Genomic DNA, 15,551 nt, shown 5'->3' on the forward strand with positions numbered 1-15,551 from the left:
GGCGTTCTCAGCGCAGGCGGAGCGCCTTCATCGCGCGCAGGCTGCGGGTCATGAACGCCGCGTACTTCTCGTCGTCCATGCCGAACGACGGGGCGAGCGGCAGCAGGCGCTGGTGGGCGACGGTCTGCGCCTCGGTGTACTTCAGGATGCCCTCGGAGCCGTGCCGGCGGCCGAGGCCGGAGTCGCCCATGCCGCCCATCGGGGACTGGACGCTGCCGTAGCCGGCGGCGTACGCCTCGTTGACGTTGACGGTGCCGGTGCGCAGGCGGGCGGCGACGGCGCGGCCGCGGCGGCCGTCCCGGGTCCAGACGCTGGAGTTCAGGCCGTACGGGGTGGCGTTGGCGCGGGCCACCGCCTCGTCCACGTCGTGGAACCGGTAGACCGAGACGACCGGGCCGAAGGTCTCCTCCTCGCACACGGCCATCGGGGGCTCGACACCGTCGAGGATGGTGGGCTCGTAGAACAGCGGGCCGATGTCCGGGCGGGCGCGGCCGCCGGCGACCAGGGTGGCGCCCTTGGCGACGGCCTCGTCCACGTGCCGGGTGACCGTCTCCAGCTGGCGTTCGCCGACCAGTGAGCCCATGTCGGCGCCGTAGGCGAGGGCGTTGCCCAGCCGCATCGCCTTCGTCCGGGCGGCGAAGCGCTCCAGGAAGGCGTCGGCTATGGACGCGTGGACGTACAGCCGTTCTATGGAGATGCAGAGCTGGCCCGCGGACGAGAAGCAGCCGCGCACGGCGCCCGCCGCGGCCTTGTCCACGTCGGCGTCGTCCAGCACCAGCATGGCGTTCTTGCCGCCGAGTTCGAGGGAGACGCCGACCAGGCGGGCGGCGGCGCCCTGGGCGACCTCGCGGCCGGTGCGGGTGGAGCCGGTGAAGGAGACGTAGTCGGCGTGCTTGACGACCTCGGGGCCGACGACCGGACCGTCACCGAGCACGACCTGCCAGACCTCCGGGGGCAGCCCGGCCTCGATGAGCTGCTCACGGGCCCACAGGGCGGTCAGCGCGGTCTCCGTGTCGGGCTTCATGACGACGGCGTTGCCGGCGGCGAAGGCGGGCAGCGCGTCGCCGACGGACAGCTCGAAGGGGTAGTTCCAGGGCGCGATCTGCCCCACGACGCCGCGCGGCTGCCGCAGTTCGGTGACCTTGGTGAGGGTCGGCACGACACCGGTGTGGCTCCGGGGGCGCAGGTACGCGGGTGCCTTGCGCCCGTAGTGGCGGGCCGCGACGGCGACGGCCTGGATCTCCTCGTGGGCATGCAGCCGGGCCTTGCCGGTCTCCAGTTGGATCAGGTCCAGCACCTCGGCCTGGCGGCGCAGTACCAGGTCGTGGAAGCGCAGCAGGACGGCGGCGCGCCGGCGTACCGGGACCTCGGCCCAGGCGCGCTGGGCGGTGCGGGCCCGTTCGAAGGCGGTGGCGACGTCCTCGGGCGTGGACTCGGGCAGGTCCGCCAGCTTCTCGCCGGTGAACGGCGTGTGGCCGGCGGTCCGGCCGCTGCCGGTCACGCCGCGGGTGAGACGGGTGACCAGGTGCGGGGTGACCACGTCGGCGGCGGTACGGGTGCCGGCGGCGGCGCGGGCGACGGGGTTGCCGCCGGCGGGGGCGTCCCGGTCGGCGGCGGGCGCGGCGCCGGCGGGTGCGGAGGTGCGGGTTCCGGTGTCCTGCGAGTCCGTCATGCGGGCGAGCGTATGACGCGCCGGACGCTTTGGGTACCCACCGGTAATGAGTTTTCACGCGGTGCGCACAATCGCGCCAGCGTTCACTGGCCACAAGGGCGCTGTGCTGGGGGCTTACGGGTGCGGGGCGGAGCGGGGGCGGTCCGCGGGCGATACGCGGGCGGTCCCCCGGGCGGAGTGGCGGACGGTACGGCGGAGGCCGGGTCGGCCGTCACCGTGCCGGGGAACCGGCGCCCACCGGGTGAAACGTGCGCAGGGCGACCGTGAAGTGCCGTTTCGCCCGGTCGCGTTCGGCGAGCGGGGCCGAGACCCATACGTCGTACGTCCGTCCGCCCTCCTCCCAGAGGAGGTCGAAGGTGTGCCGGGGGCCGCCGTCCTCCGGTCCGCCGTCCCAGGTGAACTCCCACCGGGCGGCGGGCAGGCCGCGGTGCGTGGCGCGCGTGACCGTGCCGTCGCGGTAGCCGGGGTACTGGTCCGGGCCTTGCGCGTGCGCGCGGCGCAGGGTGTCGAGCGGCCCGGTGGGGGTCGGTTCCCGGAGGCGGATACCGAGCCGGTAGCGCTTGCCCTCGGAGGAGTAGAAGACGCGGGGTTTCTCGTACGAGCGGGTGGAGCCTTCGGGGACGGCGAGGGCGAAGCCGAGCGGGTCGCGCACCATGACGTAACCGGGTGGGGTGGTGGCGGCCGTACCAGGAGTGCCCGAACGTTCCTGCGACGGTGACAGTGACAGTGGTGGCGACGACGGCGACTGCGTGGCCCGATGCCCGCCACCCTTGCCGTCCACGCCGCCCCCGTCCCCGTCCCGGAGGAACAGCGCCGCGAGACCCACCCCCACCCCCGCCAGCACACACACCGCCAGGCCCGCCAGGAACACGGTGCGCGCGCGCCCGGTGTGCGGACGGGCCGCGGCGGCCAGCGCGCGGTCCGCCAGAGCGTCCGGTATCGGGACCCCGTGCGTACGGCCCGGCTCCGGCGCGGGCACCGGGCGCTCGGGAGCTGCGGGCGGAGGCGGGGGTGTCTCGGGGGCGCGGCCCGACTGGAGGTAGCCGCGCAACAGCCGTTCCGTGCCCGCGATGTCCAGCCGCCGCTCCGGATCGCGTTCCAGCAGGCCGCGGACCACGGCCAGGAGAGGGCGGGCCGGTTCGGGCAGTTCGATCTCCTCGTGCTGGACCGCGCTCAGCACGCCGCCCAGCGAGTCGCGGTGGAACGGCGACCGCCCGCTGAGCGCCGCGCACAGCAGCACACCGACCGACCACAGGTCCGCCGCCGGTCCGGCGTGCCGGCCGGCCATCCGCTCGGGCGCGGTGTACTCGGGCGAGCCGACGAAGCCGCCGGCCTCGGTCAGCGTCGGGCTGCCGGGGAGCTGGGCGACGCCGAAGTCGGTGAGGACCACCCGTCCGGTGCCCTCCTCCAGCAGGACGTTGGCGGGCTTGATGTCGCGGTGCAGGACGCCGCGCGCGTGCGCCACGCGCAGCGCGCCGAGCAGGGCCAGGCCGATGCGCGCCACCTCGCGGGGCGCCAGCGGGCCGCCGCCGGTCAGCCGGTCGGCCAGGGAGGCGCCGTCGACCAGCTCCATGACGATCCAGGGACGCGCGTCCTGTTCGACGACGTCGTGCACGACGATCACGTTCGGGTGCTTGATCCGCGCGACGGACCGGGCCTCGCGCATCGCGCGCGCCCGCCCCGCGTCCGGGTCCGCGCCGGCCGGTCCGTCGTCCAGGTGCAGTTCCTTGACCGCGACCTGGCGGCGCAGCATCTCGTCGGTGGCGCGCCAGACCGTTCCCATGCCGCCGCGGCCGAGCCGTTCGCCCAGGCGGTAGCGGCCGGCGATGAGCCGGCCCTCGCCCCGCAAGCTCCCCATGGGGTCATCTTGCCCCAACGGCCGGGCGCCGACGGTGGATGTCGCGGTGACACGGGGTGGACGAGAGGCGCACGGGTCGGTTGCGCACGATTGCGGCGCGCGCCCGCGGGCAGGGAGTGGGAAGCCTGGCCGGACGGTGTGCGGCGGGGCGCGGTGACCCCGCGTACGGCAGTGCCGCACGACACACGCGGGGGAACCTCCGCCGCCTCTGCCGCCGTCCTTGACACAGTGAGGCGGCAGCAGCACACGGCAGTGGCAACAGGGCAGCGACAAGCAGGCAGTCGGCAGCACCCGGGCTCTGAGCACGGCGCGGCGGATCGGGGGTCGGACATGGTGATGCAGGACGGCGGTGCGGTGGACGTCCGGCCCGGTGCCGACCCCGGGCGGGCGGCGGCCGGGCACGAGCGCGCGTACCGCACCGCGGGGGCCGCCCTCGCGGTCTACGGCGGCGCGCTGACCGCGTGGACGGTGTACGGCATCGTCCAGGGCGACGGCAGTGTCTGGGACTTCTTCGAGGGGCTCTTCAACCCGCGCGCCTCCTTCTTCATGTGGACGCTCGGGCCCGGCGAATGGGCCCTGGTCGTCGCGCTGCTGGCGGTCGCGACGGGCGCGCTGGCCCTGCGGCGGGTGGCGCGTACGGGTGCTCTGCTGCTGGGCTGGGTGATCCTCGCCCAGTCCGCGCGCGAGATCGTCGGCCTGTGCCACGCCGGGTACCGCCAGTTGTACGCCGTGGAACCGCTCGGCGGCTGGGTGCTGGCGACGCGGGCCCTGGGGCTGCCGGCCGCCCTGATCGTGATCGTCTCGCTGCTCCGGGCCACCGAACGGCCACGGGCGGCCGAGTCCGCCGCGGACGGCGGAGCGGGCAGCGCCCGGCCACGGGTGACAAAACGGTCGTGCGCGGACGCCGACTCCTGGTGGCGGCGCCGGCTCTCCCGTATCTGCGGGGTGCTCTTCCTCGTCATGGGCGCGACCCGGCTCGTCTGGACGGCGTGGGGCACGGCCGAGGAGCACATCGGCCTGGGCACCTATCTGCGCCGGGCGGTGGACGGCTCCGCGACCGGCGGCGTCGTCCAGCTCGCGCAGTCCGGCGAGTTCACCACGCTCTCGTCGGTCGCCGTCCTGCTGGTGCTCGGTGTGCTGGCCGTCCGCAGCAACCGTGACGTGCGCGGCGCGCTCCTGGTGTTCGCCGCGGTCGAGCTGTACCTGACCGTGCGGACGGTGGTCCTGCTGACCGTCACCGGGTTCTTCGGCGGCCCGCTCGTCACGGGCGAGAGCACGGCGTCGCTGGTGATCACGGCGTACGAACTGGCCGCCACGACCTCGGTGGTGGTCCTGGCGACCGGCCGCTCGTTCAGTGCCTACGGTGCGTACGAGTCCCGGCTCAGCGGCCCGTATGGCGGTGGAAGCCGTCGATCATCGCCTGACGGCCGGGCAGGTTGAACTCCCGGCCCAGGGTCCGCATGATCGAGTTGTCGGTGGGCCGGTTGAGGCCGCGCGGGTAGTAGCCGCCGCCCTCGAAGGCACCGACCTTGCCGCCGTCCGGCGAATTCTGGCCGAGGTAGCGGTACCACTTGGCCTTCTTGGCCTTCATCTCCGCGACGCTCATCTTGGTGACGTTGGGCGCGGCCGGCTCCGGGCCGCTGTACGTGCCGTTGGTGTCGTACACGTACTCGTCGGCCAGCTTTCCGAGGGAGTGGCCCGTCTCGTGGACCGCCACCTGCGCGGAGTCGCGGTGGTCGGAGGAGGCGGTGGCGATGCCGTCGTAGCCGACGGACGAGGTGATGCCGTTGTAGCCCGCGCCGCCGTACTTGGCGGAGTTGCCGAGGACGAGCACGAGGTCGGCGTCCGGGGCCTTGGAGGCGTACGACTCGACCTTGCCGGTGTCCACGCACAGCAGGCGCTCGATGTCGTCGCACCAGAAGCGGGCGTCCAGCGCGGTGTCCTTGACCACGCCCTTGGACGGGTCGCCGGAGACGCCGGACTGGTTGGAGACGGCGTCCACGGTCCAGACGTTGAACAGCGAGCGGTTCGAGGCGTACGGCTCGACGGCGGAGACCTGCGCCCACTTGGCCTTCGCGTCGGCGTGGAAGTCCTTCTGCTGGGCGAGCGTGTAGCCGTCACCGATGATGACGACGTCGACCTTCTTGTCGGTGGGGCCGTTGCGGATGACCGAGGTCACGGTGCCGTCGGCGGCCAGCTCGGCGGCGGAGCGCGCACGGTGGGCGCTCAGCAGGCTCTTGGGTGTGGCGACCGGGACGGTGGTGTGCCGGGGGTGTCCCTGCGGGGTGAAGTACTCGACCTGCTGGGTGCGGGCGGCCGCGGGCGGGGGTGCCGAAGCGGCGGCGGGGGAAGCCGAGGCGGCGGGGGCGGTGGCCGCCATGCCGCCGACGAGCGCGAGGCCGGCCGCGGCGGCGGCCACGCGGACGCCCGTACGGCGGGCGGCCGCCCGGCTCCGTATGCGCGTCCGTATGGAGGTGCCGGGCGGTGTGGGGGTACGCCGGGATCTGTGCACGAAGATGCCTCCGAAGCGATGCCGAGCCGTGCCCCGGGGGGCCGTGCTCCGAGGGGGTGGTGGCCCGCGCGGCGCCCAACAGGCGGGCGTACGGCGGATCGCGGCCAACCTAGAGGCGGCCGTGACGGGAGGCAACGGGCGGGGCGGAAGTTGTCCGGAGGCGAGCGGCGCCGGGCCGTTCGCGGTTACGGAACGGGGTCTCGCGGAGCTCGACGGCGACGGCCGCCACGTGTGGGGGTCGCGGCGGCCGTCACTGTGAGCTGCACCGCCTCGGCGGCTCGTGGCCTCCTCGGTGGTGCAGCATGAAAGGCACTCTGCCCGCGGGCGCCACCTCACGGCATCCTCCGCAGGTCGTGCACCGACCCCCGCCGTCCGGCGGGGGTGGCCACGGCGTGCGGCGGGCAGGCCCATGGACGCGATGCAGAGAGGGGCGGCCGGTGATCCGTGTCGCGGTGGTGGACGACGAGCGGCTGGTCAGATCCGGGCTGCGGATGATCCTGGGCACCGCCCCGGACATCGAGATGGTCGCGGACTGCGGCGGCGGCGAGGCCGTGGAGACCGTGCTGGACAGCGCGGCGGACGTCGTCCTGCTCGACATCCGGATGCCGGACGTGGACGGGCTGACCGTCCTGCGCGGCCTGCGCGCCGCGCCCGAACCGCCCGCCGTGGCCATGCTGACGACCTTCGACGCGCAGGAGTACCTGACCGCGGCGCTGCGCGAAGGAGCGGCCGGCTTCCTGCTCAAGGACTCCGACCCGGAACAACTCGTGCGGGCCGTACGGACCCTGGCCGAGGGCGGCAGCGTGCTCGACCCGGGCGTCACCCGTGCCGTGATCGGCGGCTTTCTCAGCGCCGAGGACCAGGCCGCCGCGGTCCGCGCCGTAGAGGCGCTGACGCCCCGGGAGTCCGAGGTGCTGGCCCTGCTCGGCGAGGGCCTGGGCAACGCGCAGATCGCGGAGCGGATGGGCCTGGCACCGAGCACCGTCAAGGACCACGTACGGGCACTGCTGGGCAAGCTGGGCGGGCTCAACCGCGTCCAGGCGGCGATCCTCGCGGACCGCGCGGGCCTCGTCGCGGGCGGCCCCCGGTGACCGCGCGCGGCGGCCTGCCCGACGGCATACGCCGGGCCGCGCGCCTGGCCGTACCCCTGGCCGTGCCGGTGCTGCTGTCCATGGTGGACGCCTTCCTCGTCAACGGTCTGGACCTGGGACTGGAGTTGGGCGTCTCGCTGGTCGCCGCCGCCGCGCTGCTGCTGCGGCGCCGGCTGCCGCTCGCGGTCTTCCTCGTCACCCTCCCCGGCCTGTACATCGGCTACATCTGGTTCGCGCCGATGGTCGCCCTCTACACCCTCGCCGCGCTCCGCCCCGGCCGCGCCCGGCTCGGCGGCTGCGCCGTACTGCTGATCGCCGCGCACTTCCTCCCGTACCCGCTCTCCGACCTGGACCCGGACGCGTACCGCGAGAACGTGCAGGTGCTGATCGACGCGACGGTGACCTCGGCCGCGCCCATCGCACTGGGCCTGCTGGTGCGCACCCGCCGCGAACTCGCCGCCCGGGTCGACGACCTGACCCGCAGCCTGCGCCGCGAGGACCGGCTGATCGCGGACCGGGTGCTGGCCACCGAGCGGGCGCGGCTGGCCCGCGAGATGCACGACGTGGTCGCGCACCAGGTCAGTCTGATCAGCCTGCAGGCCGGGGCGGTGCAGGTGAGCACCGGGGAGGACGCCGCGCGGGAGTCGGCCCGTACGATCCGGGAGCTGTCCGTACGGACCCTGGAGGAGCTGCGGCACATGGTCGGCATCCTGCGGGCGGCCGGCGGCGGCAGCGCGGGCACTCGGGACCTGGCGCCGCAGCCGGACCTGGCCGAACTGCCGCGGCTGATCGAGATGAGCGCCCTGGACGTCGTGTACGAGCACGAGGTGCCGGACGGGGCGGCCAGGGCCAAGGCCGTGGAACGGGCCGCCTTCCGGACCGTCCAGGAGGCGCTGACCAACGTACGCAAGCACGCGCCGGGCGCGCGGGTACGGGTGCGGGTCGCGGCGGTGGAGGCGGAGCCGAGCGCCGAGGGGACGGAGCCGGTGGCCCCGCGCGGGCTGCGGGTGGAGGTGCGCAACGGGCCGCCGGACGTCTCCGCGCCGGCTCCGGCGCTGCCGGGCGGCGGCCACGGCCTGGTCGGCCTGCGCGAGCGCGCCCAGAGTCTGGGCGGGCTGCTGGAGGCCGGGCACACGGCGGACGGGGGATTTCTCGTACGGGCGGAATTCCCCCAGGACGCGGGGTGAGGATTCCGTCAGGTTTACGGCGGGGTCGAATTGATCAGGAGTGGGAAGGCGGACGCAGGCCCGACATTTCCTCACGGCGGGTGAAAGATGAGTAACTCTGCGCTATCGACGAACGTCGAACCCTGTCACCCGACGGACTCACCCCGGCGGGCCCCGCGGGGCTACGCGGACAGCGGGGCGGCCGCTTCGTCGACGGCCGTGCTCAGATCCGGGTAGACCTCGAAGAGACGGCGCACCCCGAGCGCCGCGAGCACCCGGTTGACGTGCGAGCCGTCCACCGCGCCCTGCGCGGGCAGGATCAGCCGCAGCCGTCCCTGGCAGGACCGCATCAGCCGGCGGGCGGCGATCAGCACACCGACGCCGCTGGAGTCGCAGAACTGGACCTCGGAGAGGTCGAGCACCACACTGCGGCGGCCCTCCGCGACCGCGTCGTGCACGTGCTGGCGCACCGCCGGCGACGTGACCAGGTCCATCTCGCCGGAGACCTGCAACACGGCCCAGCGGCCCTGCTCGCCTTCTGCCACCTTCAACGACACGCGCTCGAAGCCTTTCGCTCGCTTGCGGACGGGACACTCCCCGGTATCAACCGGAATGCGCCCTTCCCGCCTCGACTGCCCGGCCGCTCTCCCCTGAAACTCTTCAGAATTCTGTGTGCAACGGGCCGTTCCTCTCCAAGGCTATGCCCAGTGAGCGGGGAACTTTCCCCCGGGAACCGGTCACACACGGATAACACATCGGCAGATAGGGACGCGAATGGTTGCGCTTCGATCCGCCGTGGACGGGCATTACCACCAAAAGTGACCGTCTCCATACCATCCGTGGGCCACCGGCAACGCGGGTTTGCCGCAAAGGGGCATCAATGTCGGACCGGCCCACTACATTCGATGGCACGGTGGAGTGCGGGGCACGGCGGCGGCGAGGGAGGGGGCCGGATGGGACATGACGCACCACCGCGCTGGGACAGGCGGATGCAGCAGCGGCTGGCGCGCGGCGAGGCGGCCGCGCTCGGTGAGCTGTACGACCGGTTCGCTTCGCTTGTGCACAGCCTTGCCCGCCGGGTGCTCGGCAACGAGACCGCCGCCGACCGCATCACCCGCGAAGTCTTCGGCTACATCTGGGAGAACCCCGACTCCTACGACCCCAAGCAGGGATCGCTGCGCTCCTGGGTGGCCCAGCTCGCGCACCGCCAGTCCGTGCACCGGCTGCGGCAGACCGAGGCCGCCTCGGCCCGGGACCGCGGCCAGGACGCCCCCGAGCCCGCCGAACTGGAGCGCCAGATCCGCGCCGCCTCCACCGCCGCCCGCGCCGACTACATCGTCACGTCCATGCCCGCCCCGCTGCGCGCCGCCCTGGAGCTGGCCTACTTCCAGCGCCGCGACTACCGCCAGACCGCCGCCGACCTCGGCGTCACCGAGGACGAGGCCCGGCGGCGGCTGCGGCTGGGCCTGCAACTGCTGTCCACCGCGCACAACCACCAGGCCCTGCCGCCCGCACGGCCGGCGGAGTCCCCACCGGGCGGCCCCGGACCCGGACGGCGGCTGTGAACGGCCCGGAGGAGTGGGACCGGCACGGCCCGGACGACCGGCACGGCCCGGACGGCTCCCACGGCCCGGACGACGCGCACGCCCCGCACGACCGGCACGATCCGCACGGTCCGGGCGCCCCGCAGGGCCCCGGCGCCGACGGCGCGTCCCGCTCCGGCGGCCGGCCCCGTATACCGTCTCCGCGCACCGCGGCCGAGGACGACGGGACGCTGCCCGACGCGCTCCCGCCGGCGGCGGAACCGTCCGCACGGGAACTGCCGGCACCCCAACCGGCACCCACGGCACCGGAACCGCCGAGCGCCCCCACGTCCGCTCCCGCGCCCGCACCCGCACCACCCCCGCACCGGGTCCTGAAGTCCCTGCTCGGCGCGTGGGCCCTGGCCGCCTGCTCCGCCGAGGAGACGGCCGCCGTGGAGGAGCACCTCACGGACTGCGCGCCCTGTGCGGACGAGGCGCTGCGCCTGCGGGACGCGGTCGGCCTGCTGCATCCGGCCGACCCGCTGGACCTCGACCCGCTGCTGCGCTCGCGGGTGCTGGAAGGCTGCCTGGGCCGGCGTCCGGCCCGTATCCCCGTTCCGGAGTGGGCGGCCCCGTACGACGCCGAGACGGCCAAGCTGGACGCGCTGCTCAGCGACATGGGCCAGGCGGAGTGGCAGACTCCGGTACGGCTGCGCTGGTTCGAGGGCGAGCGGCCCGCCGAGCGGCGCACCACCGTGGCCGGGGTCATCGGGCATCTGCTGGCCGTGGACGGCCTGGTCGCCACCGCGCTCGGCCTCGGCGACCCGCTGGGCGCCGCCCCGCACGGACCGGCCGGGCCCCGCGACCGTACGGAAGCCTGCTGGCAGGCGATCGCGGACGGCCGTGCCCCGCACGCCACCCGCGCACCGTGGCGCGACCAGAGCCACGCCCTGATCCGGACGGTGTCCTTCGCCGGCCACGGCGTCACCGAACTGGCCGTGCCGTACGGCGGCGACGTCCGGCTGCCGCTGCGCGACGCCTTCCTGGACCGCGCCTTCGAGTGCTGGGTGCACGCGGGCGACATCGCCGAGGCGGTCGACTACCCGTACGAGGCGCCGGCCGCCGGACATCTGCACCTCATGGTCGACCTGGCGGCCCGGCTGCTGCCCCGCGCGCTGGCCTCCCGGCGCCGGGCCGGGCTGGCGCCGCCGCCCCAGGGCCTGGTCGAGGCGGGCGCGCCCGGCCGTACGCTGCATCTGGAGGTCGAGGGCAGCGGCGGCGGTCACTGGTACATAGCCCTGGACTCGCCGGGCGCCCTCGGCACGCCGGACCGCACGGTCGCGCACATCGCGCTGGACAGCATGGAGTTCTGCCAGCTGGCGGCCGGCCACGTGCCTCCGGAGGAGACGGCCGCCGGGCAGCACGGCGAGCCGGAGGCGATCCGCGACGTGCTGTTCGCCACCGCGTCGCTCTCCCGGCTGTGAGCGTGCCCGTGCCCCGCCGGGGGCACGGGCAGCGGGTGCTCGTTACGCGAAGACGACGGTACGCGCGCCGTTGAGCAGGACGCGGCGCTCGCTGTGCCACTTCACGGCGCGCGCCAGGGCCTGGCACTCCACGTCCCGGCCGACCGCCACCAGCTGGTCCGGCGTGACGCCGTGGCCGACGCGCTCGACCTCCTGCTCGATGATCGGGCCCTCGTCGAGGTCCGCCGTCACGTAGTGCGCGGTGGCGCCGATGAGCTTCACACCGCGCGCGTGCGCCTGGTGGTAGGGCTTGGCGCCCTTGAAGCTCGGCAGGAAGGAGTGGTGGATGTTGATGATCCGCCCGGACAGCGCCTTGCACAGGTCGTCGGAGAGCACCTGCATGTAGCGGGCCAGCACGACCAGCTCGACGTTCTCCTCGCGCACCAGCTCCAGCAGCCGCGCCTCGGCGGCGGCCTTGGTGTCCTTGGTCACCGGGATGTGGTGGAAGGGAATGCCGTAGGAGCCCACCAGCTCGGCGAAGTCGGTGTGGTTGGAGACCACGGCCGCGATCTCGACCGGCAGCGCGCCGATCCGGGAGCGGAAGAGCAGGTCGTTGAGGCAGTGCCCGAACTTGGACACCATCAGGACGATGCGCATCTTCTCGTCGGCGCGGTGGATCTGCCAGTCCATCTGGAAGGAGTCGCCGACCGCGGCGAAGCTGGCCCGCAGCTTCTCCACACTGACCGTGGCGTCCGCGCTGAAGTGGACCCGCATGAAGAAGAGCCCGGTGTCGTGGTCCCCGAACTGCTGGCTGTCCTCGATGTTGCAACCGGTCATGAACAGGTAGCTGGACACCGCGTGCACGATGCCCTGCTTGTCCGGGCAGGAGAGGGTGAGGACGTACTGGTCGGGGGTACTGGGCTGCGAGTCGCTCATGACCTCATAGGGTCGCACATTCCCGGCCGTGGTCCGTCCCGCGGCCGGGACGCCGGGCCGGGGGACCCGGGCCCTCAGGCCGGGGCGCCCTGCCCCCGCGTCATGATCGCCAGGACCTCCAGCGAGTGCGGCGCCGCGTCCGGGTCCTCGCCGTCCGCCGCCGCCATCCGTACGTGCGCGTCGCGCGCGGCCCGTACGGCCTCCGGCCAGCCGTGGTGCTCCAGGTAGGCGGTCACCGGGGCGTCCGGGCCGACCTGGTGCATGATGCGCAGCACCCGCAGGACGGCGACGTCGACCAGGGACGCCTCCTGGGAGTCGCGGAAGATCGTGCCGACGTACTTCTCGGCGGACCAGTTGTCCAGCCAGGTGTCCTCGACGAGCCGGTACACGGCGTCGGTGACGTCCCCGTACCCCGGTAGGCCGGCCAGCCAGGTCTCCCGCTGGAAGACGGGGTCGGAAAGCATGTGCAGCGCGGAGCGCACATTGCTGCGCCAGCGCCACCACGGCATGTCGGTCAGCGGCATGGCGCCCATGGTGGTCGAGCGGCGGCCGCGACGGGAAGACTTCTCCGAACCTTGCACAGTATTCGATCGTACGTTCTCCGCCGATGATCACTGGCGGCCCCCCGGAGTTCACCCCGGTGTCACCACTCGTTGCCCCGGCGTCACTCACCCGTTCCGGGCGAAGCGGAATGCTCCGTGCACATGACCGGACGGCGACGCCCCTCCTCCCCCCGCCCCTTCCCCGCGCCCTCGCGGCAGCCACCGCCGCGACGGCCTGCACGGCGGCCCTGGCGTCACTGCTCTCGGCCTGCGGCTCCCTCCCCGGCGCTCCGGGAGGCTCCGGGGAGAAGGAGCCGCTCACGGTCATGACGTGGGCACCGGTGGACACCAAGGCGACCAACATGCCGGGCATGCCCGCGATGGCCGAGGCGTACGCCCGCTGGGTCAACTCCCGGGGCGGTCTCGACGGCCACCCGCTGAAGGTCGTCACCTGCAACGACCACAACGACTCGGTGGCCGCCGCGCACTGCGCGCAGCGCGCGGTCGAGGCCAAGGCGGTCGCGGTCGTCGGCTCGTACAGCCAGTTCGGCCGCTCGTTCATCTCGCCCCTGGAGCGGAACGGCATCCCGTACCTCGGCGGCTACGGCGTCTCCGACGAGGAGTTCGCCAGCCCGCTGTCGTATCCGGTCAACGGCGGCCAGGCGGCCCTCCTGGCGGGCAACGGGCGGCAACTGGCGAGCGTCTGCGAACGGGTGTCGCTGGTGCGCCCGGACACCATCCAGGGCGACCAGATGCCGGCCCTGCTCAGCGCGGGCCTGGCCGACGGCAGCCGCGCCGCCGCGAAGGACGTCCGCGCGCCCGAGGACGGCACCGACTACGCCGACGCGGCACGACGCGCCCTCGACGGCGTGGGCGCCGCCGGAACGGGCGCGGCGGGCGGCACCAAGGGCGCGGGCGGCTGTGTGACGGCCACCCTCGGCGAGCGCACCGACACGTTCTTCGACTCCTTCCGCCGGCTCCAGCCCGACGGCTCGAAGGTACGGATCGCCTCGGTGCTGGGCAGTGTCGGCCAGGCGCTGGTGGACCGTACGGGCGGGCGGGCCGGGCCGCTGGAGGGCGCGTACCTGACGGGCTGGTACCCCGTCGCGAGCGACCCGCGCTGGAACCCGATGCGCAAGGTCATCAACGACCACGCCTTCGGCGACAACCGCATCGACCCGGCCGACCCGGGCGTGCAGACGACGTGGATCGCCTACACCGTGCTGCGCGCGGTCGTCGAGCGGCTGGGCAAGGAGGGCGTGCAGGACATCACCGCCCACACCGTGCAGCAGGCCCTGGACCGCGGCGCACAGGCCGTGGACACGGGCGGCCTGACGCCCAAGCTGCGCTGGCGCTCCGAGGACATGCTCGCGGTGCAGGACTTCCCGCGCACCGTGAACGCGCTGGTGACCTACCAGGCCGTACGGGACGGGCAGCTGGTGGCGGCGAAGGAGGGGTTCGTGAACGTCGCCGGGACGCTGGAGAAGCCGCGGGCGGACGGCTGAGGGCGGCGCTCGTGGCTGCGACCTGAGGGACGCCCGGCGCGCCCCCCTGAGCGACACGCCCCCCTGAGCGACGCCCGTCACGCCCCGCTGAGGCGCGTCCGCCCCCCACTGAGGCGCGTCCGTCGCGACTCACTGAGGCGCGTCCGTCGCACCCCGCTGAGGCGCGTCCGTCGCCCCCGCTGAGGCGCGTCCGTCGCCCCCGCTGAGGCGCGTCCGTCGCGACTCGCTGAGACGCGTCCGTCGCCCCCCGCTGAGGGGCCCCGCCCGTCGCTCCCCGTCGCCCGCCCGCACGGCCACCCGCTCAGCTCTTCTTGGCGAGGGCCTTCTCGACGTCCGTGAGGACCGCCTCGGCGGCGAGCGGGCCGCCCGAGCTGTTCCACGCCGAACCGTCGATCACCACGACGTGGTGCTTCTCGACGGCCTTGAGCTTGCCGAAGTTCGGTACGGCCGTGGCCTCCTTCAGCCCCTTCTCCCCCGCGGCCCGGTCGCCGAGCGCGCCGAGGAACAGCCAGTCGCCGTCGATGGTCTCCAGGCGCTCCAGGCTCACCGGCTCGCTGTGGCCGGAACTCTCGCCCTGCTGGCCCTGGGGCCGCTTCAGGCCGAGCGCGGTGAGGGTGTCGCCGACGTGGCCCTTGCCCTTGCCGACGACCGAGGGGGCGCCGTTCTGCCAGCGGATGACGCTGGTGACGGCCCCGGCGTTGGCCCCGAGTCCGTTCTTCACGGCCTTCAGGCGCGCGTCGAAGGTGTCCAGCCACTTCTGGCCGTCGGCCTTCTTGCCGAGGGCGTCGGCGGTCGCGGCGAAGGCGTCCCGCCAGGGGGCATTGAGCTTGGCGGTGAGCACGGTGGGCGCGATCCGGCTGAGCTTGTCCTGGACGCGCTTGGCGCCCACCGTCTCGTCGAGCAGGATCAGGTCGGGGCGCAGGGCGGCGAGCTTGTCCAGGTCGGGTTCGGCGGTGTTGGCGACGATCTGGGCGTCCTTGGCCTTCGGCGCGAGGTAGTCGGCCACACCGGACTGGCCGCGGCCGCTGGTGGCGCCGATCGGGTGGGCGCCGAGGGCGAGGGCGGCGTCGAGGGTGGGCTCGCTGAGGGTGACCACCTTCTTCGGGGCGGCGGGCACGTCCACCTTCTTGCCGTTGGCGTCGGTGACGGAACGGGTGCCGGAGCCGCCCGCCTTGGCGTCGGCGCCGTCCTTGCCGCCGGAGTCGCCGTCCCCGCAGCCGGCGAGGGTCAGGGCGCCGGCCAGGGCGACGGTGAGCAGGGCGGCGGGTCGGCGGTAACGCATC

At 74.0% G+C, this 15,551-nt stretch carries 13 protein-coding genes; 6 read left to right on the top strand and 7 right to left on the bottom strand.

Annotated elements, in window-relative coordinates; all coding sequences use genetic code 11:
* Positions 1-7: 7 nt before the first annotated feature.
* Positions 8-1,672 (bottom strand): succinic semialdehyde dehydrogenase, encoded by a 1,665-nt coding sequence (locus tag OEIGOIKO_RS16420; RefSeq protein ID WP_125054698.1) that lies wholly within the window; start codon positions 1,670-1,672, stop codon positions 8-10.
* A 211-nt stretch (positions 1,673-1,883) separates the two neighbouring features.
* Positions 1,884-3,530, bottom strand: a complete 1,647-nt coding sequence (locus OEIGOIKO_RS16425) for a serine/threonine-protein kinase (protein ID WP_125054699.1) — start codon at positions 3,528-3,530, stop codon at positions 1,884-1,886.
* A gap of 330 nt (positions 3,531-3,860) precedes the next feature.
* Between OEIGOIKO_RS16425 and OEIGOIKO_RS16430 the strand changes: the two genes are divergently transcribed.
* A complete protein-coding gene (locus OEIGOIKO_RS16430; RefSeq protein ID WP_125054700.1) occupies positions 3,861-4,970 on the top strand; it encodes a hypothetical protein in 1,110 nt (369 codons plus the stop codon).
* On the opposite strand, the gene OEIGOIKO_RS16435 is transcribed toward OEIGOIKO_RS16430, so the two are convergent.
* Entirely contained in the window at positions 4,912-6,042 is a 1,131-nt protein-coding gene (locus OEIGOIKO_RS16435; protein WP_125054701.1) for a M64 family metallopeptidase, read from the bottom strand. The two genes, OEIGOIKO_RS16430 and OEIGOIKO_RS16435, sit on opposite strands and share 59 nt — an antisense overlap.
* Before the next feature lie 437 nt (positions 6,043-6,479).
* On the opposite strand from OEIGOIKO_RS16435, the gene OEIGOIKO_RS16440 reads away from it, so the two are divergent.
* Together OEIGOIKO_RS16440 and OEIGOIKO_RS16445 are read left to right on the top strand one after the other, a co-directional pair.
* On the top strand, positions 6,480-7,133 hold the full coding sequence (locus OEIGOIKO_RS16440) for a response regulator (protein ID WP_125054702.1): 654 nt from the start codon (positions 6,480-6,482) through the stop codon (positions 7,131-7,133).
* A complete protein-coding gene (locus tag OEIGOIKO_RS16445) occupies positions 7,130-8,320 on the top strand; it encodes a sensor histidine kinase (protein WP_371858928.1) in 1,191 nt (396 codons plus the stop codon). Before OEIGOIKO_RS16440 ends, OEIGOIKO_RS16445 begins: the two co-directional genes overlap by 4 nt.
* Positions 8,321-8,481: 161 nt before the next feature.
* Here the strand turns inward: OEIGOIKO_RS16445 and OEIGOIKO_RS16450 are convergent, their stop codons facing one another.
* On the bottom strand, positions 8,482-8,856 hold the full coding sequence (locus OEIGOIKO_RS16450) for an STAS domain-containing protein (protein WP_125054703.1): 375 nt from the start codon (positions 8,854-8,856) through the stop codon (positions 8,482-8,484).
* Positions 8,857-9,252: 396 nt separating this feature from the next.
* Here OEIGOIKO_RS16450 and OEIGOIKO_RS16455 point away from each other — a divergent pair, with 396 nt between their 5' ends.
* Together OEIGOIKO_RS16455 and OEIGOIKO_RS16460 are read left to right on the top strand one after the other, a co-directional pair.
* Positions 9,253-9,864, top strand: coding sequence for a sigma-70 family RNA polymerase sigma factor (locus OEIGOIKO_RS16455; RefSeq protein WP_125054704.1), 612 nt, complete (start codon positions 9,253-9,255; stop codon positions 9,862-9,864).
* Positions 9,861-11,306 carry a zf-HC2 domain-containing protein gene (locus OEIGOIKO_RS16460; RefSeq protein ID WP_174857170.1) on the top strand — a complete coding sequence of 482 codons (1,446 nt, stop codon included), beginning with the start codon at positions 9,861-9,863 and terminating at the stop codon, positions 11,304-11,306. The genes OEIGOIKO_RS16455 and OEIGOIKO_RS16460 overlap by 4 nt, the downstream gene beginning before the upstream one ends.
* A gap of 42 nt (positions 11,307-11,348) precedes the next feature.
* Here OEIGOIKO_RS16460 and purU read toward each other — a convergent pair whose 3' ends face one another.
* Positions 11,349-12,221, bottom strand: a complete 873-nt coding sequence (gene purU / locus OEIGOIKO_RS16465) for a formyltetrahydrofolate deformylase (RefSeq protein WP_125054705.1) — start codon at positions 12,219-12,221, stop codon at positions 11,349-11,351.
* A gap of 74 nt (positions 12,222-12,295) precedes the next feature.
* On the bottom strand, positions 12,296-12,745 hold the full coding sequence (locus OEIGOIKO_RS16470) for an SCO4402 family protein (RefSeq protein ID WP_413790149.1): 450 nt from the start codon (positions 12,743-12,745) through the stop codon (positions 12,296-12,298).
* A 344-nt stretch (positions 12,746-13,089) separates the two neighbouring features.
* Here OEIGOIKO_RS16470 and OEIGOIKO_RS16475 point away from each other — a divergent pair, with 344 nt between their 5' ends.
* Positions 13,090-14,268 (top strand): ABC transporter substrate-binding protein, encoded by a 1,179-nt coding sequence (locus OEIGOIKO_RS16475; protein ID WP_170251727.1) that lies wholly within the window; start codon positions 13,090-13,092, stop codon positions 14,266-14,268.
* Positions 14,269-14,569: 301 nt separating this feature from the next.
* Here OEIGOIKO_RS16475 and OEIGOIKO_RS16480 read toward each other — a convergent pair whose 3' ends face one another.
* Complete coding sequence (locus OEIGOIKO_RS16480; RefSeq protein WP_125054707.1) at positions 14,570-15,550, bottom strand: ABC transporter substrate-binding protein; 981 nt, start codon at positions 15,548-15,550, stop codon at positions 14,570-14,572.
* Position 15,551: the final 1 nt, after the last annotated feature.

The sequence above is a fragment of the Streptomyces paromomycinus genome (genome assembly GCF_003865155.1).
Classification (GTDB): Bacteria; Actinomycetota; Actinomycetes; order Streptomycetales; family Streptomycetaceae; genus Streptomyces; species Streptomyces chrestomyceticus.